17 protein-coding genes are annotated in these 25,632 nt (G+C 69.6%); 12 read left to right on the top strand and 5 right to left on the bottom strand.

The window, feature by feature from the left end:
- Positions 1-1,675, bottom strand: a 1,675-nt coding sequence (locus tag TSH20_RS15375) for a tetratricopeptide repeat protein (RefSeq protein WP_247874476.1), incomplete at its 3' end; no start/stop codon positions are given.
- Between the two features lie 185 nt (positions 1,676-1,860).
- On the opposite strand from TSH20_RS15375, the gene lptF reads away from it, so the two are divergent.
- From lptF to TSH20_RS15360, 3 genes are all read left to right on the top strand, one after another.
- Entirely contained in the window at positions 1,861-3,018 is a 1,158-nt protein-coding gene (gene lptF, locus TSH20_RS15370; protein ID WP_109075560.1) for an LPS export ABC transporter permease LptF, read from the top strand.
- Entirely contained in the window at positions 3,015-4,025 is a 1,011-nt protein-coding gene (locus tag TSH20_RS15365; RefSeq protein WP_109075559.1) for a glycosyltransferase family 9 protein, read from the top strand. The genes lptF and TSH20_RS15365 overlap by 4 nt, the downstream gene beginning before the upstream one ends.
- A gap of 87 nt (positions 4,026-4,112) precedes the next feature.
- Complete coding sequence (locus tag TSH20_RS15360) at positions 4,113-4,661, top strand: flagellar biosynthesis regulator FlaF (protein ID WP_109075558.1); 549 nt, start codon at positions 4,113-4,115, stop codon at positions 4,659-4,661.
- A 152-nt stretch (positions 4,662-4,813) separates the two neighbouring features.
- Here TSH20_RS15360 and TSH20_RS15355 read toward each other — a convergent pair whose 3' ends face one another.
- Complete coding sequence (locus tag TSH20_RS15355) at positions 4,814-6,859, bottom strand: NAD(+) synthase (RefSeq protein ID WP_109075557.1); 2,046 nt, start codon at positions 6,857-6,859, stop codon at positions 4,814-4,816.
- A gap of 442 nt (positions 6,860-7,301) precedes the next feature.
- Here TSH20_RS15355 and TSH20_RS15350 point away from each other — a divergent pair, with 442 nt between their 5' ends.
- The 4 genes from TSH20_RS15350 to TSH20_RS15335 all read left to right on the top strand — a co-directional run bounded on the left by TSH20_RS15350 (position 7,302) and on the right by TSH20_RS15335 (position 14,748).
- Complete coding sequence (locus TSH20_RS15350; protein WP_109075556.1) at positions 7,302-10,241, top strand: chemotaxis protein CheB; 2,940 nt, start codon at positions 7,302-7,304, stop codon at positions 10,239-10,241.
- Positions 10,238-12,835: a PAS domain S-box protein gene (locus TSH20_RS15345; RefSeq protein WP_109075555.1), complete on the top strand. Its 2,598-nt coding sequence runs from the start codon at positions 10,238-10,240 to the stop codon at positions 12,833-12,835. Before TSH20_RS15350 ends, TSH20_RS15345 begins: the two co-directional genes overlap by 4 nt.
- A 148-nt stretch (positions 12,836-12,983) precedes the next feature.
- On the top strand, positions 12,984-14,312 hold the full coding sequence (locus TSH20_RS15340) for a CHASE3 domain-containing protein (RefSeq protein ID WP_109075554.1): 1,329 nt from the start codon (positions 12,984-12,986) through the stop codon (positions 14,310-14,312).
- Between the two features lie 37 nt (positions 14,313-14,349).
- The gene (locus tag TSH20_RS15335) at positions 14,350-14,748 is read left to right on the top strand and encodes a response regulator (RefSeq protein WP_109075553.1); all 399 of its coding nucleotides are present in this window, start codon (positions 14,350-14,352) and stop codon (positions 14,746-14,748) included.
- Between the two features lie 12 nt (positions 14,749-14,760).
- On the opposite strand, the gene TSH20_RS15330 is transcribed toward TSH20_RS15335, so the two are convergent.
- From TSH20_RS15330 to TSH20_RS15320, 3 genes are read right to left on the bottom strand one after another with little or no spacing between them, the layout of a single operon-like run.
- Positions 14,761-15,447, bottom strand: coding sequence for a nitroreductase (locus TSH20_RS15330; RefSeq protein ID WP_109075552.1), 687 nt, complete (start codon positions 15,445-15,447; stop codon positions 14,761-14,763).
- Positions 15,444-15,920, bottom strand: coding sequence for an OsmC family protein (locus TSH20_RS15325; RefSeq protein WP_109075551.1), 477 nt, complete (start codon positions 15,918-15,920; stop codon positions 15,444-15,446). Before TSH20_RS15325 ends, TSH20_RS15330 begins: the two co-directional genes overlap by 4 nt.
- A gap of 15 nt (positions 15,921-15,935) precedes the next feature.
- Positions 15,936-16,886 carry an AEC family transporter gene (locus TSH20_RS15320; RefSeq protein WP_247871221.1) on the bottom strand — a complete coding sequence of 317 codons (951 nt, stop codon included), beginning with the start codon at positions 16,884-16,886 and terminating at the stop codon, positions 15,936-15,938.
- A gap of 285 nt (positions 16,887-17,171) precedes the next feature.
- Here TSH20_RS15320 and bcsA point away from each other — a divergent pair, with 285 nt between their 5' ends.
- The 5 genes from bcsA to bcsN are packed head-to-tail and all read left to right on the top strand — an operon-like array spanning position 17,172 to position 25,602.
- On the top strand, positions 17,172-19,457 hold the full coding sequence (gene bcsA / locus TSH20_RS15315) for a UDP-forming cellulose synthase catalytic subunit (protein ID WP_109075550.1): 2,286 nt from the start codon (positions 17,172-17,174) through the stop codon (positions 19,455-19,457).
- Between the two features lie 14 nt (positions 19,458-19,471).
- Complete coding sequence (locus TSH20_RS15310; RefSeq protein WP_247871223.1) at positions 19,472-22,027, top strand: cellulose biosynthesis cyclic di-GMP-binding regulatory protein BcsB; 2,556 nt, start codon at positions 19,472-19,474, stop codon at positions 22,025-22,027.
- On the top strand, positions 22,024-23,070 hold the full coding sequence (locus tag TSH20_RS15305) for a glycosyl hydrolase family 8 (RefSeq protein ID WP_109075548.1): 1,047 nt from the start codon (positions 22,024-22,026) through the stop codon (positions 23,068-23,070). Before TSH20_RS15310 ends, TSH20_RS15305 begins: the two co-directional genes overlap by 4 nt.
- Positions 23,067-24,866 carry a hypothetical protein gene (locus TSH20_RS15300; protein ID WP_109075547.1) on the top strand — a complete coding sequence of 600 codons (1,800 nt, stop codon included), beginning with the start codon at positions 23,067-23,069 and terminating at the stop codon, positions 24,864-24,866. Before TSH20_RS15305 ends, TSH20_RS15300 begins: the two co-directional genes overlap by 4 nt.
- Before the next feature lie 25 nt (positions 24,867-24,891).
- Positions 24,892-25,602 (top strand): cellulose biosynthesis protein BcsN, encoded by a 711-nt coding sequence (gene bcsN / locus TSH20_RS15295; protein ID WP_247871224.1) that lies wholly within the window; start codon positions 24,892-24,894, stop codon positions 25,600-25,602.
- Positions 25,603-25,632: the final 30 nt, after the last annotated feature.

Genomic DNA, 25,632 nt, shown 5'->3' with positions numbered 1-25,632 from the left:
CCCGCCGCAGGATGGCGGCCCAGGCCGCCAGCACATCGTCGTTCAGCTTGGTCAGGATGTTGAAGCTGCCGAAGGTGACCGGCCCGCCCGACAGGCAGGGCGGCGGCGTCAGCGGAAGCTCCGTATCATCGCCGGGCGGATCATAGGCGATGAAGGCGTCGGGCATGCGCAGCACCCGCTCCGTATAGAAGGCCTCCATCCCGTCGGGCACATGGTGGCGGTCGGCGACCAGCGCATCCATGGCGGCGAGCCCGGTGGTCGCCATATAGCCGGACCACGCGACCTGCACCGGCGCCGGCTTGCGCGCGAAGACGCCGGGCCGGCCGCGGGCGTTGTGGCCGGCGAGGTCGATCAGCACGTCCGGCCGGTCATGGCGGATCCGGCTCGCCACCTCGGCGTCCGGCAGCCCGGCGACCGGGACCCACCGCGCCGCCGCCTTGCGGAAGCGGTCGGTCACGTCGTCGGACTCGGTCTGGTTGGCGTAGAGCAGCAGGCGGATGTCGTGGGCGGGCAGCGCCTCCACCGTGCGGACGGCGAACAGGCCGGCGGGGTGGCGGCGGAAATCGCCGGACAGGATGGCCACCGTCAGCGGCCCCTTGCCGGAGGTCGCCTTGCCGGGCTTGACCCAGCGCCCGCGATGGGGCGCGCCATGGACTCGGTCCCAGTCCCGATGCGCCTCAAGCACCGCCGCCGCCGTCACCCCTGGCCGGAACAGCAGGAGATAGGCTTGGTTGGAGCGCACGTCGGCCAGCGACGGATCGAGCGCCAGCGCCCGCCGGTTGCCCAGTTCCGCCGCGTCGAGCAGCCCCTGGCCCTGCCGCACCAGCGCGAGGTTGGCATGCGCCTCCGCCAGGGCCGGGTTCAGCGCCAGCGCCGTGCGGTAAGCGTCGGCCGCCGCGCCCAGCCGGTCGGCGCGCTGGCGCACCTCGCCCAGGCGCAGCAGGCAGTCGGCCAGATCCGGGCGGGATGCAATGGCATGGCGGGCGGCGCTTTCCGCGCAATCGCGGTCGCCCAGCGCCAGACGGGCGGCGGCGAGGTTGGACAGGGCCGGGGCATGGTCGGGGCGCAGGGCCAGCGCGCGGGTCAATGCCGCCGCCGCGTCCTGCGGCCGGTCCAGCGCCAGCAGCAGCGACCCTCGGTTGGCGTGCGCCTCGACGAAGGTCGGATCGTCGGCCAGGGCGGCGCGATAGGCGTCGTCGGCGTCGGCCCGCTGGCCGAGGGCGGCCAGCACGTTGCCCAGGTTGAAGCGGGCGCGGGCGTAGCCGGGACGGCGCGCCGCCGCCTGCCGGAAGGCGGTCGCCGCCTCCTCCAGCCGGCCGAGCGCCTCCAGCGCGTTCCCCAGATTGTAGAGCGCTTGGGCGAATTCCGGCCGCAGGCGGACCGCCTGCCGGTGGGCCGCCACCGCCTCCTCCAGCCGGCCGAGCGCCTTCAGCGCGCTGCCCAAATTGTCGTGATAGTCGGCGACCCGATGATTCTGCTGGATGGCGCCGCGGATCAGGGTGACGGCGCGCTCGGGCTGGCCCGACTGCAGATGGACGACCCCCAGCAGGTGGGCGGCGTCGGCATGGCCGGGCATGGCGTCGAGCACGGCATGGTAGAGGGCCGCCGCCTGGGCAAGCCGGCCGGCCTGATGATGCGCCACCGCGGCCGCCATCGCTTCCTGGATCGTCGCCATGACGACCGTCATACCGGTTGGCGGGGGCCGGTGCCAGCCCTTTCCCGGTATAGTGTGCCAAGGTGTGATGGGGGCGGGATGGCGGCGGATGGACCACCCGTATCGCCGCCGCCGGTTTTCAACACTTGACCCGGCGGGCCGGGGCGGTCAGCTTGCCGGCCTTATACAGATCTCGGCCGATCTCCATGAACCGACTGCAACGGTACCTGTTCCGCAACCTGCTGATCGCCACGCTCTATTCGACCGCCGGCCTGACGCTGACCATCTGGCTCAGCCAGTCGCTGCGCCTGATCGAGATCGTGGTCAGCGCCGGCGCGCCGATGGGCATGTTCCTGTGGCTGCTGCTGCTGACCGTGCCGACCTTCCTCGGCATCGTGCTGCCGCTGGCGCTGGTCGGGGCCGTCCTGTTCACCTACAACAAGATGGCGACGGACAGCGAGCTGGTGGTGATGCGCGCGGCCGGCGTCGGTCCCTTCTCGCTGTCGAAGCCGGCGCTGGTGCTGGCGGTGGGGGTGATGGCCGTCGTCTTCACGCTGAACATCTGGATCACCCCGGCCGCCCACCGCGAGCTGGTTCGGATGGAATACACGGTGCGCAGCGACTATTCGCAGCTGTTCCTGCGCGAAGGCGTGTTCAACGAGGTCGGCGACCGTTTCAGCGTCTTCCTGCGCGACCGCGACGCCGACGGCAACCTGCACAAGGTGCTGATCCATGACGGCCGCCAGCCGGACAAGCCGGTGACGATCATGGGCGACCGCGCGGTGATGCAGACCGGGCCGGAGGGCACGCGCTTCGTCGTCTATGACGGCAACCGGCAGGAGCTGGACCGCAAGACCAACCGGCTGTCCCAGCTGTTCTTCGACCGCTATGCCGTCGACCTGAAGGCGGTGGCTCCCCAGGCGGCGGAGCGCTGGCCGGACGCCCGCGAACGCACCACGGCGGAACTGATGGACGGCAACGTCCCGGCCCAGGACGACCGCATGCGCCGCGGCCTGATCGCCGAGCTGCACCATCGCTTCTCCTCGCCGCTGCTGGCCCTGACCTATGCGCTGGTGGCGCTGTCGGCGCTGCTGTCGGGCGAGTTCAACCGGCGCGGCCAGTCGTCCCGCGTCACCATCGCCGTGCTGCTGGTGATGGGGTTGCAGGCGGCGGCGCTGGGGCTGACCAGCCTCGCCGGCAAGGCGACGGTCTTCGTGCCGCTGATGTACGCCATGCCGCTGGTGGCGCTGCTGCCGGCCCTGTGGGTGATGTCGCGCGGCCTGAGCCTGCGGCCCGGTCGGCGGAACGGCGCACCGGATGGGACCACTTCCGGAAACGATGCGGCGGCCGGACCCGCGTCATGAGCCGCATCCTCTTCATCACCTCCAACCGTCTGGGCGACGCGGTGCTGTCGACCGGACTGCTCGACCATCTGACCCGGACCTATCCGGAGGCCCGGCTGACCATCGCCTGCGGGCCGCTGCCGGCGCCGCTGTTCCGCGCCGTGCCGGGGCTGGAGCGGCTGATCCCGCTGGCCAAACGCTCCTACGCCCGGCATTGGCTGCGGCTGTGGCTGGAGTGCGTGGGCACGCGCTGGGATCTGGTGGTCGATCTGCGCAACTCGGCGGTCGGGCGGCTGGTGCCGGCCCGGCGCCGCGCCTTCCACGCCAAGGCCGCCCGCCCGATGCACAAGGTGGAGGAGAATGCCGCCGTGCTGGGCCTGTCGCCGCCGCCGGCCCCGCGTCTGTGGATCGACGCGGCGGCGAGGGAGCAGGCCGACGCCCTGATCCCCGCCGGCACCGGCCCCTTCCTCGCCATCGGGCCGACGGCCAACTGGCTGGGCAAGGAATGGCCGGCCGACCGCTTCGCCCGGCTGGCGCTGCGCCTGACCGGGGAGGGCGGGCCGCTGGCCGGTGCCCGGGTGGCGGTGCTGGCCGCTCCGCCGGAGCGCGAGCGGGCGCGGCCGGTGCTGGACGCGCTGGGATCGAAGGCCATCGACCTGACCGGCCGCACCGACCCGATGGCTGCCGCCGCCTGCCTGGAGCGGGCGGCGCTCTATGTCGGCAACGACAGCGGGCTGATGCACATCGCGGCGGCGGCGGGCGTGCCGACCGTCGGGCTGTTCGGCCCCGGCTATCCCGCCATCTACGGTCCTTGGGGCCCGCGCGGCCGGGTGGTGACCAGCAGCGTGCCGCAGGCGGATTTGCTGGCCCGGGTGGCCGCCGACCCCGACGACCGCGGCCTGATGGACGGCATCGGCGAGGAGCGGGTGGTGGAAACCGCAATCGAACTCCTGTCCGAAGCGCATAAGACTTGTGACCAGTTTGCGGCAAGGGCCTGCGGACCGGCCGAAGTACCCCCGTTGCGTTGACAAAGCCCGTCGGATAACCGACACTTCCGCGACGAAGCAAAGGGGCAGGTCCGCCCCACCGGATGGGTTTTCCCCCGAGGGTTTGGAATGAAGCCGACTCCCACCTACGCCAACAAGCCGACCTCGGACAATCCGCGCGACGTCGAGGCTTGGGCCCTGGCGGAAGCGGCGCGCCGTATCATCGCCGCCAGCCATGCCAAGGACGAAAAGGCCTTTCGCGAGGCTCTTCAGCTGAATCAGCGCCTGTGGACGATCTTCCAGGCCGCGATCACCGAAGAGGATTGCGGCCATCCGCCGGAGGTCCGTACGAACATCGCGGCCCTGTCGCTGCTGGTCGACCGCGAGACGACCAACCGTCTGGTCGACCTGGATTTCGCCAAGATCGACACGTTGGTCAACATCAACCGCAACGTCGCCAGCGGCCTGACCGCCCAGGGGCAGTTCATCGCCGCCCAGCAGGCGACCCAGCCGCATCCGGAAACGCCGCAGACCGCCGCTCTGCAGGCGCCTGCCGCCCAGGCCGCTCCGGCGCCGGGCCAGCCGCCCGCCGCCATGCGCCCGGCCGTGCCGCCGCGCCCGATGACGGCCCCCGATGCCGCCCCGGTCAACCGCGAGTCCCTGCGCATTTCGATCTGAGCGGTATCGGGATCGACAAGAGAAAGGCCGGCGCTCCGATGGGGCGCCGGCCTTTTTGATTCTTTCCAGACTTCTGAAGCATCAGAGCGTTTTTCGGCCGTCATCCCCGCGAAGGCGGGGATGACGGCCGAGGAGAGGGGTGGGAACTGCCCTCACTCCGCCGGAACCTCGCGTTCCAGTTCCTCCAGCCAGATGCGGGCGTTGCCGTCGGACGGGGCGCGCCAGTCGCCGCGGGGCGACAGCGAGCCGCCGGCCGACACCTTCGGGCCGTTCGGCATGGCGGAGCGCTTGAACTGGCTGAAGCCGAAGAAGCGGCGCAGGAACACGCGCAGCCAGTCGCGAATCTCGGCCGGGCTGTAGGCGCGGCGTTTCTCCAGCGGATAACCCTCCGGCCAGTCGCCCTTGGCGACGTCGCCCCAGGCATGGCGGGCCAGGAAGGCGATCTTCGACGGGCGGAAGCCGTAGCGCAGCACGTAGAACAGGTTGAAATCCTGCAGATCATACGGCCCGACCACGGATTCGGAGCTTTGCAGCGCCTTGTCCGACCCGGCCGGCACCAGTTCCGGCGAGATCTCCGTCTTCAGGATGGCGTCCAGCGTCTCCGACACCTCCTGCTGGAACTGGCCGGTGCGGCTGACCCAGCGGATCAGGTGCTGGATCAGCGTCTTGGGCACGCCGGCATTGACGTTGTAGTGGGACATCTGGTCGCCGACGCCATAGGTGCACCAGCCCAGCGCCAGTTCCGACAGGTCGCCGGTGCCGAGCACGAGGCCGTTGTTGTGGTTGGCGAGGCGGAACAGGTAATCGGTGCGCAGGCCGGCCTGGACATTCTCGAAGGTAACGTCATACACCGCCTCGCCGCGGGCGAAGGGATGCTCCATGTCCTTCAGCATCTGGTTGGCGGCCGGCCGGATGTCGAGTTCCTTGGCCGTCACCCCCAGCGCCGTCATCAGCCGCCAGGCGTTGGACTTGGTGCCCTCGCTGGTGCCGAAGCCGGGCATGGTGTAGGCGAGGATGCCCGAGCGCGGCAGGCCCAGCCGGTCCATGGCGCGGGCGGCGACGATCAGGGCGTGGGTGCTGTCCAGACCGCCCGACACGCCGATCACCACCGTGCCGATGCCGGTGGCGCGCAGCCGCTGTACCAGCCCGGCGACCTGGATGTTGTAGGCCTCGTAGCAGTCCTGCTCCAGCCGTTCGGCGGCGGCCGGAACGAAGGGCAGGCGCGGCACCACGCGCAACAGCCCGACATCCGCCTCCGGCGCGTCCAGGCGGAAGGCGACCGTGCGGAAGCCTCCGGACGCTTCGCCGAACAGGCGCCGGTTGTCGTCGAAGGTGCCCTGGCGCAGCCGTTCCTGGCGCAGCAGGTCGAGATCGACATCGGCCACCGCCATCTGGGCGCCGTCCGGGAAGCGGTCGGTCTCCGCCAGCATCTCGCCGTTCTCGAAGATCGAGGTCTGGCCGTCCCAGGCAAGGTCGGTGGTCGATTCGCCGGTCCCGGCCGACGAATAGAGATAGGCGGCGAGGCAGCGCGCCGATTGCGACTTGGCCAGCAGGCGGCGGGTGTCGGACTTGCCGATGGTGATGTTGCTGGCCGACAAATTGGCCAGCACGGTGGCGCCGGCGAGCGCGGCCATGGTGCTGGGCGGCGCCGGGACCCACAGATCCTCGCAGATCTCGGCATGGACGACCAGACCGGGCTGATCCTCGGCGGAGAACAGCAGGTCGGGTCCGAAGGGGGCGGTCAGGTCGCCGATGCGGATCGTCCCGCCTTCGGTGCCGGCGCCGGAGGCGAATTGCCGCCGCTCGTAGAATTCGCGGTAGTTCGGCAAATGCTGCTTCGGCACCACGCCCAGCAGCTCGCCGCGCTGGATCGCCACCGCCGTGTTGTAGAGCCGCCCGTCATAGAGCAGCGGCGCGCCGACCAGCAGCAGCGGCATCAGCCCGGTCGAAGCCTGGACCAGATCGAGGATCGCCTGTTCCACTGCGTCGATCAGCGGGTCCTGCATCAGCAAATCGTCGATGGCATAGCCGGACAGCGCCAGTTCGGGAAACAGGGCCACCGCCACCGACTTGTCGTGGCAGGTGCGCGCGGCCTCCAGCACGGCGGCGGCGTTGGCCGACGGATCGGCCGGGGTGCAGCGCGTGGTACAGGCGGCAACCCGCGCGAATCCGTGGCGATAGATCGAGGTGAAGCTCATGACCCGTTCCTGCTGCCTTGCATGCCCGTGACGCTCCCGGATGTGGCGCCCCGGATGTGGTGCCTGGGGAAGCAAACATAGCAGGAATTTCGCGCGCGTCAGGTCTCCCGTCCCGATGGTGCGCGGCTTTCGGTCCAATCGGACGCCGCCGGCTTGGCCTTCCGCACAAGATGCTTCAGACACGATACATTCGTTATAAAACCAAAGTCAAATCGATACCTCATAGGATGCATTCCAATTAAAATGATGACGGTGGAGGAGAAGACCTGCGACAGCCAAGTTGACCAAACCAAGTGCGGCGGATATAGCCAAAGGCTCGCCTGCGCCAATAACCGACGGCCCACCCTGGAAGGACTTGTTTATCGCCGTGTCGACGGAAACACCGGTCACGCAACCCGACGTGAACAAAACAACACCGCAGGAGAATGCGGAGGTTGCGATCATGCCGGCGGAAAATGGCGCGCCGCCGGAGCAGGCCTGCTGTATCGTCGGCATCGGTGCCTCGGCTGGCGGGCTGGAGGCGTTGCAGCGTTTCTTCGATGCGGTGCCGGGCGACAGCGACCTCGCCTATGTCGTGGTCCAGCACCTGTCGCCGGTGCACAAGAGCCTGATGGTCGATCTGCTCGCCAAGCACACCGAGATGGAGGTTGTGCAGGCGACCGACGGCGTGCCGGTCCAGCGCAACACCGTCTATCTGTTGCCGCCGGGCAAGCATTTGACCATCGACGACGGCCGCCTGCGGCTGACCACCAAGGATGCCGGCAGCGGCATGAGCCTGCCGATCGACATCTTCCTGACCGCGCTCGCCCGCGACCAGGGGCCGTTCGCCATCGGGCTGATCCTGTCGGGCACTGGGTCGGACGGCACGCGCGGCCTGATGGCGATCAAGTCGGCGGGCGGCTTCACCGCGGTCCAGCAGCCGGAGACGGCGCAGTTCGACGGCATGCCGCGCAGCGCGCTCGCCACCGGGCAGATCGACGCCACTTTGCCGCCGGAAGACCTGCCGGCCCGGCTGATCGAGCATGCGCGCAAGGCACTGACCCGCGCCCGTCCCATGCCCGCCCGCCAGCGGCGCGAGGACGGCGACGATCCGCTTGCCCAGATCATCGCGGTCATCCGCTCCGTCACCGGGGTCGATTTCTCGCATTACAAGCTGGCGACGCTGCTGCGGCGGATCGAACGGCGCATGCAGGGCGCCGGGCTGGAGTCGATGGAGGAGTATGCCGCCCTGCTGCGGCGGAACAGTGCCGAAGCGGTCAATCTCTACAAGGAGATGCTGATCGGCGTTACCCGCTTCTTCCGCGACGACGCGGCCTTCCGCGTCCTGGCCGACCGGGTGATCCCCGGCCTGCTCGCAAACCGCAGCCCGACCGACATGGTCCGCGTCTGGGTCTGCGGCTGCGCCAGCGGGGAGGAGGCCTATTCCCTCGCCATCCTGTTCGCCGAGGCGCAGGAACGGCTGGGACGCAGTTTCGACGTCAAGATCTTCGCCACCGACATCGACCAGGACAGCATCGAGGCGGCGAGCCTGGGCGAGTATCCGCGCGCCATCGCCGAAGACGTGTCGCAGGAACGGCTCGCCCGCTTCTTCACCGCGCAGGGCGAGAGCTATGTGGTGGCGCGCGACATCCGCCGCATGGTGGTGTTCGCCGCCCACAACATCATGCGCGACCCGCCCTTCACCAAGATCGACCTGCTGAGCTGCCGCAACCTGCTGATCTATATGGACCAGCCGCTGCAGCGCAAGGTGCTCAGCCTGTTCCAGTACGCGCTGCGCCAGGGCGGTTTCCTGTTTCTGGGCACCAGCGAGACGCTGGGCGACCTGCAAGGCGATTTCCACACGGTGGACAGCCGCAACAAGGTCTTCCAGAGCCTGCGCGCCGGGTCGTTCCGGCTGTCGCGGCTGCTGGTGCCCACCGTTTCGGCCCCGCTGGCGCGGCATGGCGAGGACGGCGGATCCCACGCGATGGAGGAGGGGGCCGCCATCGACGAGGCGATGGCCGCGCTGATGAAGGCCTATGTGCCGCCCTGCCTGCTGGTCAACGAACAGATGACGATCATGCATGTGTTCGGCGACGCCTCCTCGCTGCTGAAGGTGCCGCCGGGCGAGGCGACGCTGAACGTGCTGAAGCTGCTGCCGTCGTCGGTCGCCATGGTGACGGGCACCGCGCTGAACCGCGCCTTCCGCTCCGGCGAGGAGTTCGCGCTGTCCAACATCCCGGTGAAGGACCGCGAAGGCGTGGCGGCGATCAGCCTGCGCGTCCAGCCCTATGTCGCGCGCAAGACCGGGCGCCGCTTTGCCCTGGTGGTGCTGGACCGCGCCAACCTGCGGCCGCTGTCGGTGCCGGATTCCGACTTCGACCTGAATGCCGACGCCGCCGAACGCATCCGCGGGCTGGAGCAGGAGCTGCTGTCGCGCGGCGAGAACCTGCAGGCGACCATTGAGGAGCTTGAAACCGCCAACGAGGAACTGCAGGCGACGAACGAGGAACTGCTGGCCTCCAACGAGGAATTGCAGAGCACCAACGAGGAACTGCAGTCGGTCAACGAGGAGCTTTACTCCGTCAACGCCGAATATCAGGCGAAGGTGGAGGAGCTGACGGAGATCACCAACGACCTGGACAATCTGCTGCGCTCGACCGAGATCGGCACGGTGTTCCTGGACGGCGACTTCGTCATCCGCCGCTTCACCCCGGCGGCGGCCGGCTTCATCAACATCATCCCGCGCGACATCGGCCGCTCCATCGCGCACCTGTCGACCAACATCGACTATCCGAACTTTCTGGGCGACATCCGCAAGGTGTTCGACGGGCACGAGGCGATGGAGCGCCATGTCCGCGTCCATGACGGCCGCTGGGTGCTGACCCGCATCCTGCCCTACCTGACCGACAAGAATCAGGTCGGCGGCGTGGTGGTGACCTTCGTCGACGTGACCGACACCAAGCTGGCGGAAGAGCGGCTGCAGAAGGTGCTGGACAGCCTGCCGGAGCATATCGCCGTCACCGACCGCGAGGGCCGGATCGTCATGGTGAACGCCGCGTGGCAGAGCTTCGCCCAGCGCAACGGCGCCCCGGCGATGGAGCGTTGCGGCGTCGGCAGCAACTATCTCGACGTCTGCCTCACTCCGGAGGAGCGGGAAAAGGACGGCATCGGCCGCGCGGTGCATGACGGTCTGCGCCGCATCCTGGACGGCGAAGCCGACCACTTCACCATCGAATATCCCTGCCATTCGCCCGACGAGCAACGCTGGTTCCTGATGCACGCCACCCGCCTGAACGACCATGGCGGCGGCATCGTCGTCAGCCACATCAACATCACCAACCGCAGGCTGATGGAGTTGCAACTGGACGGGGCCGGTAAGGCCGGCGGAGGCGAGAAATGAGCGAGGACTCCTCCGGCCGCCTGCGGCGCCGTGCCGAAACCATCCTCAGCGGCGGAAATTTCGAGGCGGCGGACGTCACCGCCACCTCGATGAAGGAACTGCTGCACGAACTGTACGTCCATCAGGCCGAACTGGAGATCCAGAACGAGGAGTTGCGCGGCGCCCAGCAGGCGCTGGAGGCGTCGCGCCTGCAATATCTCCAGCTTTTCCAGTCGGTGCCGCTGGCCTGTCTGGCCGTCAACGCCGCCGGCATCGTCGGTGAGGCCAACGGTGCCGCCGAACGGCAGTTCGGCCTGCCGATGCTGCGGCTGAAGGGGCGGCCGCTGACGCTGCTGGTCGACAGTGTCGATCATGGCCGGCTGTTCACCGCCCTCGGCCGGCTGCGCGACGGCGGCGAGTGGATCCGGCAGGAGTTCCGCTTCCTCGGGCCGCAGGGCACGATCATGGACGGGCTGACCGACGCCCGCCGGGTCACGCTGGACGACAGCGACCGCGGCGACGTGCTGTTGACCATCACCGACCTGACCGAGCGCAACGCCTGGCTGCGCGAGGTGCAGCAGGCCCGCGACGACGCCGAGCGGGCGCGCGCCGACTATCACCACATCCTGCAATCGGTCGGCGACGGCATCCTGGGGGTCGACGCCGACGGCCGCATCCGTTTCGTCAACGCTGCGGCGACGGCGATGACCGGGCATCTCGATCTCGACCTGATCGGCCGGCCGCCGTCGGACCTGCTGGCCGGCCCGGCGCCGGAGACCGAGGCAGGGTTGCCGGTCGGGGAGGGCGACGCGGTTCCGACCGGCGGGGCGGCCCGCGCGCTGGCTCTGTCGCTGACCGATGGCCGGCCCCGCCGGGTCGCCTGTGAAAAGCTGCGTCGCGAGGATGGCGGCACGCTGCTGGTGGAAATCTCCATCTCGCCGATGCTGGCGTCGGGCAAGCGCCTCGCCCCGATGGAGGAGCGCATCCAGGGCGCCGTCGTCGCCTTCCGCGACGTCACCGCGCGACGGACGGCGGAAGCGGCGCTGAACCTCAGCGAACGGCGGCACCGGGTGCTGGTGCAGTCGCTGCACGACGCGCTGGCGATGACCGCTGCCGACGGCCGCAACCTGCTGGCGAATGCCATGGCGGAGCGGCTGCTGGACGGCCCGGCCCGCGCGCTGCTCGACCCCACCGCGTCCGCCTATGACGCGGCGGACGGGCAGCCGGCGCCGACCACCGCCGGCCGCCGCTTCATCGACGCCAACGGCAACCGCCTGCACGGGCTTCCTCCCGCGGCGGAGGCGGCGCGCAGCGGCAAGCCGGTGGTCGAACGCATCATCGGCGTGGTCGAGGGGGAGGAGGCGACCGCGCCCACCCGCTGGCTGCGGGTGTCGAGCCATCCCGTCGCCGATCAGGCCGGCGGGGTGGAGGCCGTGGTGTCCAGCGTCGCCGACATCACCGCGGTGAAGGCGCTGGAGCGCGACCTGAACGTGGCGCTGGACGCCCGCGAACGCTTCCTGGCGGCGGCGAGCCACGATCTGCGCCAGCCGGTGCAGGCCTTGCTGCTGCTGTCCGACCTGCTGCTGAGGGAAAGCCTTCCCACCGGGGCACGGCGGATGGCGGAGCAGATCCAGTCGTCGCTTGGCGGACTGGGCGGCATGCTGGACGGGATGCTCGACATCTCCAAGCTGGAAGCCGGGCTGGTGGCCCCCAATCCGGAACCCGTCGACATCGCCGCCCTGCTGGCCCGGCTGCATGGCGAATTCGCTCACGCGGCCGAAAAGGGCGGGCAGAGCCTGCGTCTGGTGGCTCCGCCGCTGACGACGCGGACCGATCCGGGACTGCTGGAGCGGGTGCTGCGCAACCTGCTGACCAACGCGCTGCGCTACGCCCCCGGCGGCCGGGTGCTGCTCGGCGCCCGTCGGCGCGGCGACCGCCTGCAGATCGAGGTGTGGGACAACGGCATCGGCATCGCCGACCAGCATATCGGCCGGATCTTCCAGGACTTCTTCCAGGTCGGCAACGCCGCCCGCGACCGGCGGGAAGGGCTGGGGCTGGGGCTGAGCATCGCCCGGCGGCTGGTCACCATGCTGGGCGGGGTCATCGACGTGACCTCCTCGCTCGGCCGCGGCAGCCGCTTCACCGTCAGCCTGCCGCTGACGGAACCCAAGGCGGAAGGCAGGGAGTGGGCCGATGCCGAGGGGAGCGCTGCGGACAGCCTCGCCGGCGACGGCACCGACCGTCTGGTCATGCTGGTGGAGGACGACGCCGTCATCCGCATGGCGCTGGTCCTGATGCTGGAGGATTGGGGCTATCGCGTGTTGGAGGCGGGCAGCGGGGCGGAGGCGGAACAGCTTCTGGACAGCCTGATCGACGCGGGCGAAACGCCCGACCTGATCCTCGCCGACTATCGCCTGCCGGAAGGGACCACGGGGCTGATGGTGATGGACATGGTCCGCCGCCGCCTGTCGCGCGACGTTCCCGGCGTTCTGCTGACCGGCGACACCTCGGCCGACCGTCTGCGCGAAGCGGCCGGCGCGCAGTGCGCTCTGCTGCACAAGCCGATCCAGCCCGCCCGCCTGCAGGACACGCTGGCGTCGGCGCTGGGCCGGTGACGGTGGAGTCCTGTCATATTGGGGGTAGTGCCCATAGCCTTTTTCCAGCGCCGTTTCATTTGACTCACGTCAATGCCGCCACTGCGAGAAGATACAGACTGCTCGGGCTACGGATCGGGCAGTCGTCGGCGTGAAGCGGGAACGGGCCATGTCCATCAACACGGATGCCAGCATTGCGCGCCGGATGGTGCGCGCCCGTGCCGCCAGAGTATCGGCATTGCTGCTCGGCGGCCTGTTCGTCGGCTTCCTGCTGCTTGTCACCGTGTTCATCGAGTATCGGCGCGCCATCGACTGGGTCGACCACACCCGCGAGGTGATCTCTGCCGTCGAGGCTTTGCAATCCGCTCTCTCGGACACGGAATCCGGCGAGCGGGGATACCTGCTGCTGCGGGACCCTGGTCATCTCGCCGCCTACGAGGAGGCGAGGGAGCACAGCCGTCGATTGTTGGACAGCGTCGGGTCGCTGACCGCCGACAACCCGGTTCAGCAGGACACGTTGAAGGCCTTGCGTGCCCTGACCGCCCAAAGGCTGGACCAGATCGGCGAGGTGCTGCGGCAGGCCGCCGAAAGCGGGCTGGAGCAGGCACTGGCGACCATCCGTGAGGGGAAGGGCGCCAGCACGATGGCCGAGATTCGCCGCCTGACCGCCACCATGCGGGCGGAGGAGGACATGCTGCTCGCCCGCCGCAGCCGCCACGCCACCATCCTCGAACTGCTGATGATCGCCTATGGGCTGCTGTTCGTGACGGTCACCGGCTGGCTCGGCTACACGACCGTCCGGCGGCTGGAGCTGGACTATCAGGCGGAACGGGCGGAGGGGCAGGCGCTGGCCCTGGCGCTGCAGGAGAACCGCATCTTGCTGGACGAGGTGAACCACCGGGTGAAGAACTCGCTGCAGATCGTCGCCAACCTGCTGCGGACACAGGCGCTCCGTCATCGCAGCCAGGAGGTGCGGCAGGAATTGCTGGACAGCAGCAGCCGCGTGCTGGCGATCGCCGAGGTCCATCGCCGCCTCTACGGCGACGGTGCGGTGTATGACACGGTCGAACTGTCGGACCTGATCCGCAGCATCGCCGAGAACGCGGTCCCGTCCAGCGGCGCTGGCGGCGGCGAGCCGGCGATGAGTGTGGCGGTGGGCACGCCGCTGGCGGCGCCGGTCGACACCGCGGTCCCGGTGGCGCTGATCGTCAACGAACTGCTGACCAACAGCTACAAGCACGCCTTCCCCGATGGGCGGACCGGCACCGTCAGGCTGGACATGGAGGTGGAGGGGAACGAGGTCCGCATCGACGTCGCCGACGACGGCATCGGCCTGCCCGACGAGGTCGCCAGCAGCAGCGGTGGTGGCTTCGGGCTCAACACGGTCCGCAATCTGACGCGGCAGATAAGGGGGCGGCTGGAGATCGAACGTTTGACTCCGGGCACGCGCTTCCTTTTAACTTTCCCCATGAAGCCGGGAACGCCAACCCAGGCGTGACGTTTCCGGACATTGTGCAAAAATTACAAGAAAAACAATGAAGATACTGATCATAGAAGACGAATTTCTGATCGCCGAGGGCGTGGCGCTGACGCTTCAGTCCGCCGGCCACGAGGTGACGGGGATCGCCGAGGATCTGCCCTCCGCCCTCGCCCTGGCCGGGAAGGAGAGGCCCGACATGGCCTTCGTCGACATCAAGCTGGCCAACGGATCGAACGGGCTGGACGTCGCCCGCGAACTGAAGGCGCTGGGGATTCCGTGCGTCTTCGCCACCGGGAACCCGCCCAGCAAGGCCCAGGCCGGCGGCATCGGGCTCGGCTATATCGCCAAGCCGTTCTCGCCGCGCGTCCTGGTGCAGACCGCCGCCTTCGTCTCCCGGCTGCTGTCGCCCTGCGCCCCGTCGGCGGCGGCGCCCAGCGGGTTCGTCACCCTCTAAGAAGCGACGTTTTCAGAAGCCGGTGAAGCGGGTGAACGCCTCGGCCGGTTCCCGCTCGGTCGGGAAGTTGTTTTCCGGGGCCGACCAGTTGGCGAAGCCCAGCGCCATGCCGCTGGCGATGATTTCCGTGTCGGGCAGCCCCAGATGGCGGGCGGTGATGGCGTGGCGGTAGCAGAAGGCCGCCTGCGGGCAGGTCTCCAGCCCGAAGCCGCGGGCGACGATCATGACATTCTGCATGAACATGCCGAGATCGAGCCAGGCACCCTTGCCCATGTCGCGGTCGATGGAGAAGAACAGGCCAACCGGCGCGCCGAAGAACAGCCAGTTGCGGCCATGCTGACGCGCCATCCGCTCGCGGTCGCCCTTGCCGATGCCGATCGAACCGTAGAGCGCCCATCCCACCGCCCGGCGGCGGCCGAGATAGGGCTCCCGCCAGTTCTCCGGGTAATAGGGATATTCCGGCACCTCCGGCTCCCCCGCTTCATGGGCGGCCAGCAGGTCCGCCGACAGGGCGGCGCGCGCCTCCCCGGCGATGGCATGGACCTTCCAGGGCTGGATGTTGGAACCGCTCGGCGCGCGGGCGGCGAGGTCGAGGATGCGCAGCACCGTCTCCCGCTCCACCGGCGTTGGCAGGAAGGCGCGGATGCTGCGCCGGCCGGCGACGGCATCGAGTGCGGAGAGGGGAGGGGCGTCGCTCATCCCTCGATCTCCACCGTCGGCTCGTGCCGGACCGGGAAGTTGACGGAGCGGGCGATGAAGCATTTCTGCGCGGCGTCATGGTGCAGGGCCAGCGCCTTGCCGGCATCCGATCCCGGCGCCAGGGTCACCCGCGGCCGCAGCACGACGGTGGTGAACTGGCCGGCGCCGTCGGCCTCCTCTTCCATCACCCCCTCGGCATCGTCGCTGTAGGCGGTGACGACGATTCCGGCGACCGAGCAGAGATGCAGGTACCAGAGCTGATGGCATGAGGACAGGGCGCCGACCAGCATCTCCTCCGGGTTCCAGCGCGCCGGATCGCCGCGGAAGGCCGGATCGGAGGTGGCGGGAATGGCCGGCTTGGTCCCGGCGGTCAGCTCGTGGTCGCGGCTGTAGGCTTTGTAGGCAGAGGTGCCGGTGCCGAGATTGCCGGTCCAGCCCAGCCGGACGGCATAGCGGTGTTGCCTGTTCGCCATGAACTTCCTCCCTTCCTACTGCATCACGATCATCAGAAGCGCCGGCAGTCCGACGAAGGCCATGGCGGTGGACCCCAGCACCATGCCGGCGACATCCTCCGGCGAATTGCCGTAGCGCAGCGCCCATAGATAGTTGAAGACCGCCACCGGCATCGAGCTTTGCACCAGCACCACGCCGCGCGTCGTCCCGGTCAGCCCCAGCGCCCAGGCCACCAGCAGCCCCATGGCGAAGCCCACAGCCAGCCGGAAGGCCGACATCGACAGCGCCCGCACCGCCCCCGACAGCCGCAGCTTCGACAGCGCCACCCCCAGCGAGAACAGCATCAGCGGCACGGCGCAGTTGCCCAGCAGCGTGGTGGTGTTGCCGATCCACACCGGCAGCGGCAGCCCGGCCAGCTGGATCGCCACCGCCAGCGCCACCGCGTAGATCGTCGGCGTGCGCGCCATCTGCCCCAGGTCGAACCGCCCGGCGGCCAGCGCCGGCCCCAGCGTGAACTGGCCGACCGCCATCACCGCATAGAACAGCACGGCAAGGCTGAGGCCGTTCTCGCCGAAGGCGAACAGGCAGACCGGCAACCCAAGGTTGCCGGCGTTGGGAAAGGCCATCGCCGGCACATAGACCCGCAGCGACAGCCCGCTCGCCAGCAGCACCGGGATCGACGCCAGCGCGGTCAGCGCCATGCAGGCGGTCGCCGCCAGCGCCATCTCCCCCATCACGTCGGCCGACAGGTGCAGCCGGGTCAGGGCGGAAAAGACCAGGCAGGGCGACGACACGTTGATCGCGAAGGTGGTGATGAAGGCGCTGTCGTAGGGAAGCTTTCGACGGGTCCAGCCATAGCCCAGCGCCGCCACAAGGAAGACCGGGGCCAGCACCGCGAAGGCGTCGGACAGAAGGGCGAAGGCGGGCATGGAGGCGGTCGGGATCCCGTGCTGCAACCGGTGGGTGGACGAATTGTCCGTCACCATGGCGGCATTCCCGCGCTGCGTCATCCCCCCAAGCCCAAGCCGCCGCGCAAGGCAGCCGCGCAAAGGATCAGTTTGCGCGTCGGGGCCGGTGTCCATCCCGAGTCGTGACACTGTGGGCGGGCGATGGCGGCGTCCCTCACGGCCGGAAGGGGTGTCGGGAAGGCCCCGGCCGGACAAGCATGGCTTTTGAGCAACCTTTATCACGAGTCAGTAACGATTTGTAACGAAGCTTGAGCCATAAGGGGGCACCCACTAAGGTGGAATGGCCCCATTCCGCGGATCCGCATGACAACTTCGTCCGGCGCCAAGACCGTTGTTCGCCCTCTGAACAATAAGGCGCAGCAAGCCAAACGACAGTCGAGCCTGAAGAGTCGCCGGTTCTCGCTGCGGTCGGTTCTGCTCTGGATTCTGTTGTTGCTGTCGGCGGGTTTGTTTCTTGCGCTGGCGGCCCTGCCCGTTGGAAGATTTGCCAGTGCCGCCATTTCCGCCGGCGTGGTTGCGGCGGCCTTCGTGCTGGGGCGCTTCGCCCAGCGCTTCTGGCATGCCCGCACGCTGACCGTGCTGCTGCTGGCCTTCGTCACCTTCCGCTATTTCTTCTGGCGGCTGACCGGCACGATGCCGCCGGTGGACGATCTGGTGAACTTCATCCCCGGCGTGACGCTGTTCGCGGCCGAGGCGCTGTCCTTCGTGCTGTTCCTGACCTCGCTGTTCGTCATCATCGATCCAGTCGCCCGCGAACCGTCGGAGCCGACGGGCGATCCCGCCCTCTGGCCCAGCGTCGACGTCTACATCCCCTCCTACAACGAGGAGCCGGAGCTGCTGGAGACGACGCTGGCCGCCGCGGTCTGCATCGACTACCCGCGCGACAAGCTGCACGTCTATCTGCTGGACGACGGCGGCACCGACCAGAAGCTGGCCCACGCCAACCCGGAACAGGCCGCAGCCGCCAAGGCGCGGCGCGAGACGTTGCAGGCGCTGTGCGAGCGGCTGCAGGTCACCTACATGACCCGGCCGCGCAACGAGCATGCCAAGGCCGGCAACATCAACCACGCCTTTCACAAGACGTCGGGCGACCTGCTGCTGATCCTGGATGCCGACCATGTGCCGACGGTCGGCATCCTGAAAGCGACGGTGGGATTCTTCCAGCAGGACGCCGGCCTGTTCCTGGTGCAGACGCCGCATTTCTTCGTCAATCCCGACCCGGTCGAATACAACCTCGGCACCTTCGAGCGGATGCCGAGCGAGAACGAGATGTTCTATTACTCGATCCAGCCAGGGCTCGACCGCTGGAACGGCTCCTTCTTCTGCGGGTCGGCCGCCATCCTGCGCCGCGCCGCGCTGGAGGAGGTCGGCGGCTTCAGCGGCGACACGGTGACGGAGGATTGCGAGACCGCGCTGGAGCTGCATTCGCGCGGCTGGCGCAGCGTCTATCTGCCGCGCCCGCTGATCGCCGGGCTGCAGCCGGAAACCTTCGACAGCTTCATCGCCCAGCGCTCGCGCTGGACCCAGGGCATGATCCAGCTGTTCCTGCTGAAGAACCCGCTGTTCAAGCGCGGGCTGACCATGTCGCAGCGGCTCTGCTACACCAGCACCATGCTTTACTGGTTCTTCTGGTTCTGGCGGCCGATCTTCCTGCTGTCGCCGCTGTGCTACGCGCTGTTCGGGCTGGAGATCTACCGCATCAACCTGCCGGACTTCGCCTGCTTCGTCATTCCGCACGTCTTCGCCGCCGCCTTCCTGTCGCAGTTTCTGCACGGGCGGATGCGCTGGCCGCTGTTCTCGGAACTGTACGAATACCTGCAGTCCTTCCACGTCTCCCGCGCGGCGCTGGCGACGATGATCCGGCCGCGCGACCCGGTGTTCAAGGTGACCGCAAAGGGCCAGTCGGTGGACGAGGACGGCTTCTCGCCGCTCGCCACGCCCTTCATCGTCACCACGCTGCTGCTGGCCGCCGGTCTGGGCGCCTGCGCCTGGCGCTATTCGATCTTCCCGGAACACCGCGCCGCCATCGTGCCGGTGGCGGTGTGGTGTTCGCTGAGCTTCCTGCTGGCGCTGGGCGGCCTCGCCGTCGTCTATGAGCGCAAGCGCGTCCGCCGGCAGGAGCGTTTCACCGTCGACCGCCCGGCGGCGCTGAAATTCGAGGACGGGACCAGCATCGACCTGACGGTCGCCGACGTGTCGGCCGGCGGCGTCGGGCTGGTGGTCGATCCGCAATGGCGCGATCTGCTGGCCCAGCCCGACCGCACGCCGGTCCTGACCATCGCCGCGACGGAGACGGAGGCGGCGACCACCACCGGCGTGCGCATTTTCCGCATCGAGATGCGCGGCGGCGAGCTGGCGGTCGGCGCCGGATTCGCCCCGCGCGACCGCCAGGACATCGTGGAGATGGCGCGCTTCGTCTTCGGCAACAGCGTCGGCTGGGACATCTTCCTGGACCGCAAGCGGGTGGCCGCGCCGACCTTCTTCGGCGGGTTGCTCTTCTTCGCCACTCGGGTGGTGCCGCGGCTGGGGCATGTGCTGCTGGCTCTGCCCGGCGCGCTGCGGCGTATCGTGACCTTCCAGGCTCCGTAACGGCGATGGCGGGCATGCGCAATCATACCGGTGTTCGCCGGGCCGGCTGGATGCTGCTGGCTCTGCTGTCCCTGTGGATCGGCTGGGCGCCGCCGGTGCTGGCGGCTGACAAGCGGGTGATCCCGCTGTCGAACCTGCGCGACGACCAGCCGGACGTCACCCTCAACGGCGAGACGGAGACGGTGGTCCTGCGCGCCGTCCTGCCGCCGGTGGTCGGGCTGACCTCCGCCGTGCTGGCGCTGACCTACGAGAACGGCATCGACATCCTGCCCGAGAAGGGGGCGATGTCGGTCTTCATCAACGGCTCGCCGGTGGCCGACCTGCCGCTTTCCGCCTTCCGGGGACCGGTCAACGCCTCCATCACCCTGCCGGGCAGCCTGATTCGTCCCGGCGAGAACCAGATCGTCTTCCAGACCAGCGCCCAGCACCGCGCCATCTGCACGGTCCGCGGCACCTACGACCTGTGGGCGCGGGTCAATCTGGCGGCGTCCTCACTGACCCTCCTGTCGGACGGCGGCGTGCCGGAACCGGACCTCGCGATGATGCGCCAGCTGCTGGCCTCCGTCGACCGGGCGCGCGAACCGCTGGCGATCCTCTATCCCGGCAGCGAGATCGACGCCGACCATCTCGGCTGGGGCTCCATGGTGGCGCAGTCCTATGGCCTGCTGCTGGGCGACCGGACCCCGCGCGTTGTGGCGGTGCCGGTGCCGGCCAAGCCCGCCGGCGGTGCGGCGCCGACGCTGGAAAGCCTGCCGCTGCCCGGCGGCAAGAACATCCTGATCGGCACCCGCGACCGCATCGCGCCGATCCTGGGGGAAGCGCGCGCCGCCGCCATCACCGGCCCGTTCCTGGCGGTCTATCCCCTGCCGGCCGCAGGCGACGGGACCGGCGGCGGCTTCGTCGCCGTCGCGTCGGGCCGGACGCAGCAGGAGGTCGATCAGGCGGTGATGCGGCTGTCCGACGTCACCCGGCCGCTGCCGACCCAGACCGCGATGATCGTCGCCGACGCGCCCGCGCCCGCGCCCGCCGCCCCGCCGCCCGCGCCGGTGCAGGCGGAGGGGCGCTATCGCCTGTCGGAGCTGGGCTTCCAGACGGTGCAGCACAGCGGCTACCGCTACACCGGCCATTTCGGCCTGACGCTGCCGGCCGGCTTCGCCCCGGTCAGCGACCGTTCCATCCTGTTCCACGTCAATGGCGCCTTCGAAGGCAATCTCGGGCCGGGTGCGGTGCTGAACGTCCGGGTGAACGGCAAGTCGGCCGGCGCCATGGAGGTCGACAAGCGGTCCAGCGGCGTGATCGAGAATGGCGAGATGCCGCTGGCGATGGCGCTGTTCCGCCCCGGTCCCAACCTGATCGAGGTGGAGGCGGAACTGCCGCCGGCCGGCGGCACCGACTGCGTCTTCGCGGTGCGGCGCCCGACCTTCACCCTGCTGGACAGCTCCAGCATCGAGATCCCCGGCTTCGCCCGTCTGGTCACCCTGCCCAACCTGCGCGGCTTCGCCAGCACCGCCTACCCCTATGGCGGCGTCGCCGGGGGCGAGCCGGCGCCGCCCTTCGACCTCGTGGTCGTCGGGCGCGATCCCGCCTGGTCCGGCGCCGCCTGGAGCCTGACCGCCAAGCTGGCGCAAAGGGCGGGCGACCTGATGGCGGTGGTGCCCTACACCGGCTGGGACGGCGCGCCGAACGACAACGCGCTGATCGTCGGCCCGGTCGCGGCGCTGCCGCAGGCGGTCTTCGCCACCGCGCCGCTTCCCGCCGACCGTCTGGCCGGACTGCTGGAGGCGGGATCGCTGATCGCCCAGGCCAAGGCGCGGGGCGAGCCGATGGCGGCGGCCGACCGCCGTGCCTTGGCCGACCGGCTGCGGCTGGGCTGGTCGGGCAACGCCGCCCGCACCGGTGCGGCACGGCCGGGAGCAACGGCGCAGACGTCGGGGCAGATCGGCCTGATGGGGTCGGCGATGGCGGCAGACGGCGGAACGGCGAACCGCTGGCAGCGGATGGCCGGCGACGCCAGGGAACCGGCCGCCGGACATGGCTGGCTGCCCGATTGGGCGCGGCGGGTGGTGGCGGCCGCCGCGCGCTACATCAACCACTGGACGGTGGAGGATGCCCCGGTCGACGTCGTGGCGCTGACCGAGACCGCCGAGACGCTGCCGGAGGCGGCCCTGCTGCAATACCGGGCTCCCGGCAACGATCCGCTGACCTGGACCCTGCTGACCGCTTCGGACCCGCGCGCCATCGACCGCGCCATGCGCAGCCTGGGCGAGGCGGGCCAGGGGGAGAAGCAGTGGGACAAGCTGCGCGGCGGCGGGGCGCTGTGGAGCAGCGCGGCGCCGGCCGTCACCACGCTGGAGGCGTCGCGCCCCTACCAGATCATTCTCAATCCCTTTGACATCGGCAACCTGATCCTGATTCTGGCCCGCAACCTGTCGCAGCGGATCGAGGTCCTGTTCGCCCTGCTGCTGGGCACGGCGGTGGTGCTGACGGTCAGCATGCGCCTGCTGCTGAAGGGCGGGCATCGTGAACGCAGCGGGGGCGAAAGCAGCGTGGGGGAGGGAAGCGGATCATGACGGCATCGCGGCGCGACCTGCTGATCGGATCGGCCGCCCTCGGGCTGGCGGCGGCCTTGCCGGGAAACCTGCGCGCGGCGCCCTTCGACGCGGCGGCGTGGCGCCGCTATGCCGAGCGCTTCCTGCTGCCGGAAGGTCGGATCGTCGACACCGGCAACAAGGGCATCAGCCATTCCGAAGGGCAGGGCTACGGCATGCTGCTGGCGGTGGCGGCGGGTGACCGCGCCGCCTTCGACCGGCTGTGGGGCTGGACCCAGCGCGTGCTGATGGTGCGCGGCGACGGGCTGGCCGCCTGGCGCTGGACGCCCGACGGCGGCGTTGCCGATCGCAACAACGCGTCGGACGGCGACATGCTGATCGCCTGGGCGCTGCTGCGCGCCGCCGAGGTCTGGCAGGCGGAGGCCTACCGCACCGCCGCCGCCGCCATCGTCAAGGCGCTGGCCTCCGGCCTGCTGGTGGAGCAGGCCGGGCTGACCGTGCTGCTGCCGGGACGCGACGGCTTCCGCAAGGGCGACACGCTGGTCCTCAACCCCAGCTACTGGATCTTTCCGGCCATCCGCGCCTTCGCCGCCCTTCCCGGCGGAGAACGCTGGAGCAAGCTGTCGGATGCCGGGCTGGTGCTGCTGTCGAAGGCGCGCTTCGGCGGGTTCCAACTGCCGCCGGACTGGATGACGCTGGATGCCGCCGGGGCGGTGGGCATCGCCGACGGATTCAAGAAACAGTACGGCTACGACGCCGTGCGGGTGCCGCTCTATCTGGCGTGGGACGGCTACCGCGATCCCTATTATTTCCGGCCCTTCGCGACGCTGGCGACGAAATACGGCGGCGCGACGGTGCCCGCCACCGTCTCGCTTCCGGGCGGCACCACCACACAGGTGGCGGCATCGGTCGGCATGCTGGCGGTCTACCGCTTGGCCTGCCGTCTTGCCGGCGCGGGTGATCCTGTGACGGTGCCGCCGCTGGCGCCTGACGAAGACTATTACTCCACCACCTTGGCCCATCTGTCCGCGCTGGCGGCGCAAAGCCTGGGGATCGATCCGTGACCCGTCCTGTCCTTCTTTCGGCCCTTCTTCTCGCCGGCATCGCCACCGCCGCTGCCGGAACCGGTGCATGGGCGCAGTCGAACGGCGGCGGCCGCGCGCTCGCCCCCGGCGTGAAGGTGGAGGTGGCGCCGGCTCCCGGCAGCGGCTCGGCCCCCGCCGCCGGCAAGGTGGACGAGACGGCGCTGCGCTATTACGCCCGCATCGGCGACGGCGAGCGGCTGGAGGCCGAGATCGCCCGGCTGCGCGCGCTCGACCCGGGCTGGGAACCGCCCAAGGACCTGTTCGCGCCGCAGCCGACCACCCCGGGCGTCGACGAGACGCCGTTCTGGAACCTGATGTCCGCCGGCAAGGTGGCGGAGGCGCGGGCGGCCATCGCCGAGCAGCGGCGCAAGTCGCCGTCCTGGCAGCCGTCGGACAAGCTTCTGCAGGAACTCGACACCGCCGAAAGCGCCGGCCGCATCCGCTCGGCCAGCGACACCAAGCGCTGGCAGGAGGTGGTCGATGCCGCCGCCGCCCATCCGGAGGCGGTGGCCTGCAACCGGCTGGACAATGCGTGGCGGCTGGCCGAGGCCTATGCCGAGCTGAAGCAGGCCGACCGCGCCTTCGACACCTACCGGACCATCGTCAGCACCTGCCCCAAGGCGAAGGAGCGGCGCGACACCATCTTCAAGGCGTCGCGCTATCTCAGCCCGGACCAGCTGCGCGAACTGACCGCGCTGGGCGCCACCGCCAACCCGGCGAAGGGGGAGGATTACTCCACCGTCCGCACCGCGGAGGCCGAGCTTGAGACCGGCCGGCTGCTGGAGCGTCTCGGCAATGCCAAGCCCGGCGCGCTGACGGCGGGTGACCTGTCGCGCATCCAGGGCATCGTCCGCGACAAGCAGGACGCCGACGGCGCCATCGCGCTCGGCTGGTATTTCCAGAAGCAGAAGAACTTCGCCGAGGCGCAGAGCTGGTTCTCGCAGGCCAACGGCTGGGTGCCGTCCGACAAGGCGGCGGAAGGGCTGGTGCTGGCCTACAACGGCTTGGGTGAGAAGGCGCAGGCCCGCGCCGCCGCCGCACCGTGGAAGGGCAAGTCGAGCCGGATCGATCAGGCGCTAAAGGCGGTGGATCCGCCGCGCGGGGCCGGCGGCGGGCGCAGCGGCCCGCAGGGGCCGAGCGAGCTTGACCGGGCGCTGGCCCGCCAGGACTTCGCCGAGTGCCTCAGCATCATCCGCAACAGCATCGCCAAAAGCGGTCCGACCGCCGCCCTTCTGCAGCAGCGCGGCTGGTGCCTGCTGGAGATGAAGCGCCCGTCGGAGGCCGAGGCCGCCTTCGCCGAGGCGCAGGCGATGGCCGCGCGCGAACCGGCGAAGGGCGGCGCATCCACCGGGACGACGCGCACGCCGGCAGCGGCCGGCCTGCCGCAGAAGGCGACGCTGGCGCAGGAGAACGCCTATGGTCAGGCGGTGGCGCGGCTGGCCACCGGCGACACGGTCGGCCTGACCCGTGACCTGCCGCGCGCCAACATGACCCCGGCGCAGAAGGCGGAAATCCGCGCGTCGCTGATGGCGACGGAGGCGAACCGGGCGCTGGAGGACAAGCGCTACAACGACGTGCTGCGCCTGCTCGACGCCCGCAAGGAGCTGACGCCGGAGCCGCGGAACCTCGGGATCCTGCGCGGCTGGGCGCTCTACAACCTGATGCGCTTCGACGAGGCCTATGCCCAGTTCAAGTCCGTAGACGACCGGCTGAGCACCGAGGAATCACGCGAAGGCGTGAGCATCACCTGGAAGACCATTTATCATGACTGGTAAGGGCATGACTGGTAAGGGAGCCCTGATGCCCGAGAGTCAAATTTCCGACACTTCGATTTCCGGTATGGCCCGGACCGGCTGGAAGCGCGCGGCGCTGTTGGCTGCTTTGGCGGCGGCGACGCTGCTGACCTCCGGCTGCGCCGGCTGGGTCCGCGACAACCTGACCCAGGCGCCCACCCCGTGGCGGCGCGTGCAGCCGACTGCGCTGCCGGTGACCATGCCGGACAGCCGCGACTTCCCCATCGTTGCCGCCCGCATGCGCGACACCGGCGCCGTCTACAAATCCTACATCGTCGTGCTGGGCAACCCGACGGTTCTGCCGGGGGAGAACCGCCTGACCGTCGACGTGCAGACCCTGCCCGACAGCCTGTTCGGCGCCCTGGTCCAGCCGCCGCGCGTCTTCCCGGTGCCGCTCTACACCATGGAAACGCTGCTGGCGACGACCAGGCGCGAGTTCCCGGAGATGACCGTCAAGGTCGCCGACGCCGCCCGCCGCAACCGCTACGGCGACTACGACTATGTCACCGCCCAGGATGGGGAGAACAGCTGCGTCCTGGCGTGGCAGCTGATCACCGACCACAAGCGGATGCTGCCGGAACGGATCGAGGCGGTGCGCCTGGAATACCGGGCCTGCGGCGTCGGCTCCAACGTCCGCGCCTTGCTGGCACCCTTCGACGGGCTGTCGCTGACCTTGCCGGAAACGGTGCTGGAGGCGCAGGATCTGGGCGCGATGTAGCCCAAAGATCCCCTCTCCGACGAAAGATCC

Source organism: Azospirillum sp. TSH20 (assembly GCF_003115935.1).
Taxonomy (GTDB): Bacteria; Pseudomonadota; Alphaproteobacteria; order Azospirillales; family Azospirillaceae; genus Azospirillum.
Note: the sequence above shows the minus strand (reverse complement) of the source record. Positions and strands in the feature narration are given on the sequence as shown.

Excerpts from the sequence above, each read along its gene's own strand:
- TSH20_RS15360 (WP_109075558.1), top strand. The coding sequence starts at position 4,113 with ATGAAGCCGACTCCCACCTACGCCAACAAGCCGACCTCGGACAATCCG.
- TSH20_RS15365 (WP_109075559.1), top strand. The coding sequence starts at position 3,015 with ATGAGCCGCATCCTCTTCATCACCTCCAACCGTCTGGGCGACGCGGTG.
- TSH20_RS15330 (WP_109075552.1), bottom strand. The coding sequence starts at position 15,447 with ATGAGCGACGCCCCTCCCCTCTCCGCACTCGATGCCGTCGCCGGCCGG.
- TSH20_RS15310 (WP_247871223.1), top strand. The coding sequence starts at position 19,472 with ATGCGCAATCATACCGGTGTTCGCCGGGCCGGCTGGATGCTGCTGGCT.
- TSH20_RS15305 (WP_109075548.1), top strand. The coding sequence starts at position 22,024 with ATGACGGCATCGCGGCGCGACCTGCTGATCGGATCGGCCGCCCTCGGG.
- TSH20_RS15350 (WP_109075556.1), top strand. The coding sequence starts at position 7,302 with ATGCCGGCGGAAAATGGCGCGCCGCCGGAGCAGGCCTGCTGTATCGTC.
- lptF (WP_109075560.1), top strand. The coding sequence starts at position 1,861 with ATGAACCGACTGCAACGGTACCTGTTCCGCAACCTGCTGATCGCCACG.
- bcsN (WP_247871224.1), top strand. The coding sequence starts at position 24,892 with ATGCCCGAGAGTCAAATTTCCGACACTTCGATTTCCGGTATGGCCCGG.
- TSH20_RS15320 (WP_247871221.1), bottom strand. The coding sequence starts at position 16,886 with ATGGTGACGGACAATTCGTCCACCCACCGGTTGCAGCACGGGATCCCG.
- bcsA (WP_109075550.1), top strand. The coding sequence starts at position 17,172 with ATGACAACTTCGTCCGGCGCCAAGACCGTTGTTCGCCCTCTGAACAAT.
- TSH20_RS15335 (WP_109075553.1), top strand. The coding sequence starts at position 14,350 with ATGAAGATACTGATCATAGAAGACGAATTTCTGATCGCCGAGGGCGTG.
- TSH20_RS15345 (WP_109075555.1), top strand. The coding sequence starts at position 10,238 with ATGAGCGAGGACTCCTCCGGCCGCCTGCGGCGCCGTGCCGAAACCATC.
- TSH20_RS15340 (WP_109075554.1), top strand. The coding sequence starts at position 12,984 with ATGTCCATCAACACGGATGCCAGCATTGCGCGCCGGATGGTGCGCGCC.
- TSH20_RS15355 (WP_109075557.1), bottom strand. The coding sequence starts at position 6,859 with ATGAGCTTCACCTCGATCTATCGCCACGGATTCGCGCGGGTTGCCGCC.
- TSH20_RS15325 (WP_109075551.1), bottom strand. The coding sequence starts at position 15,920 with ATGGCGAACAGGCAACACCGCTATGCCGTCCGGCTGGGCTGGACCGGC.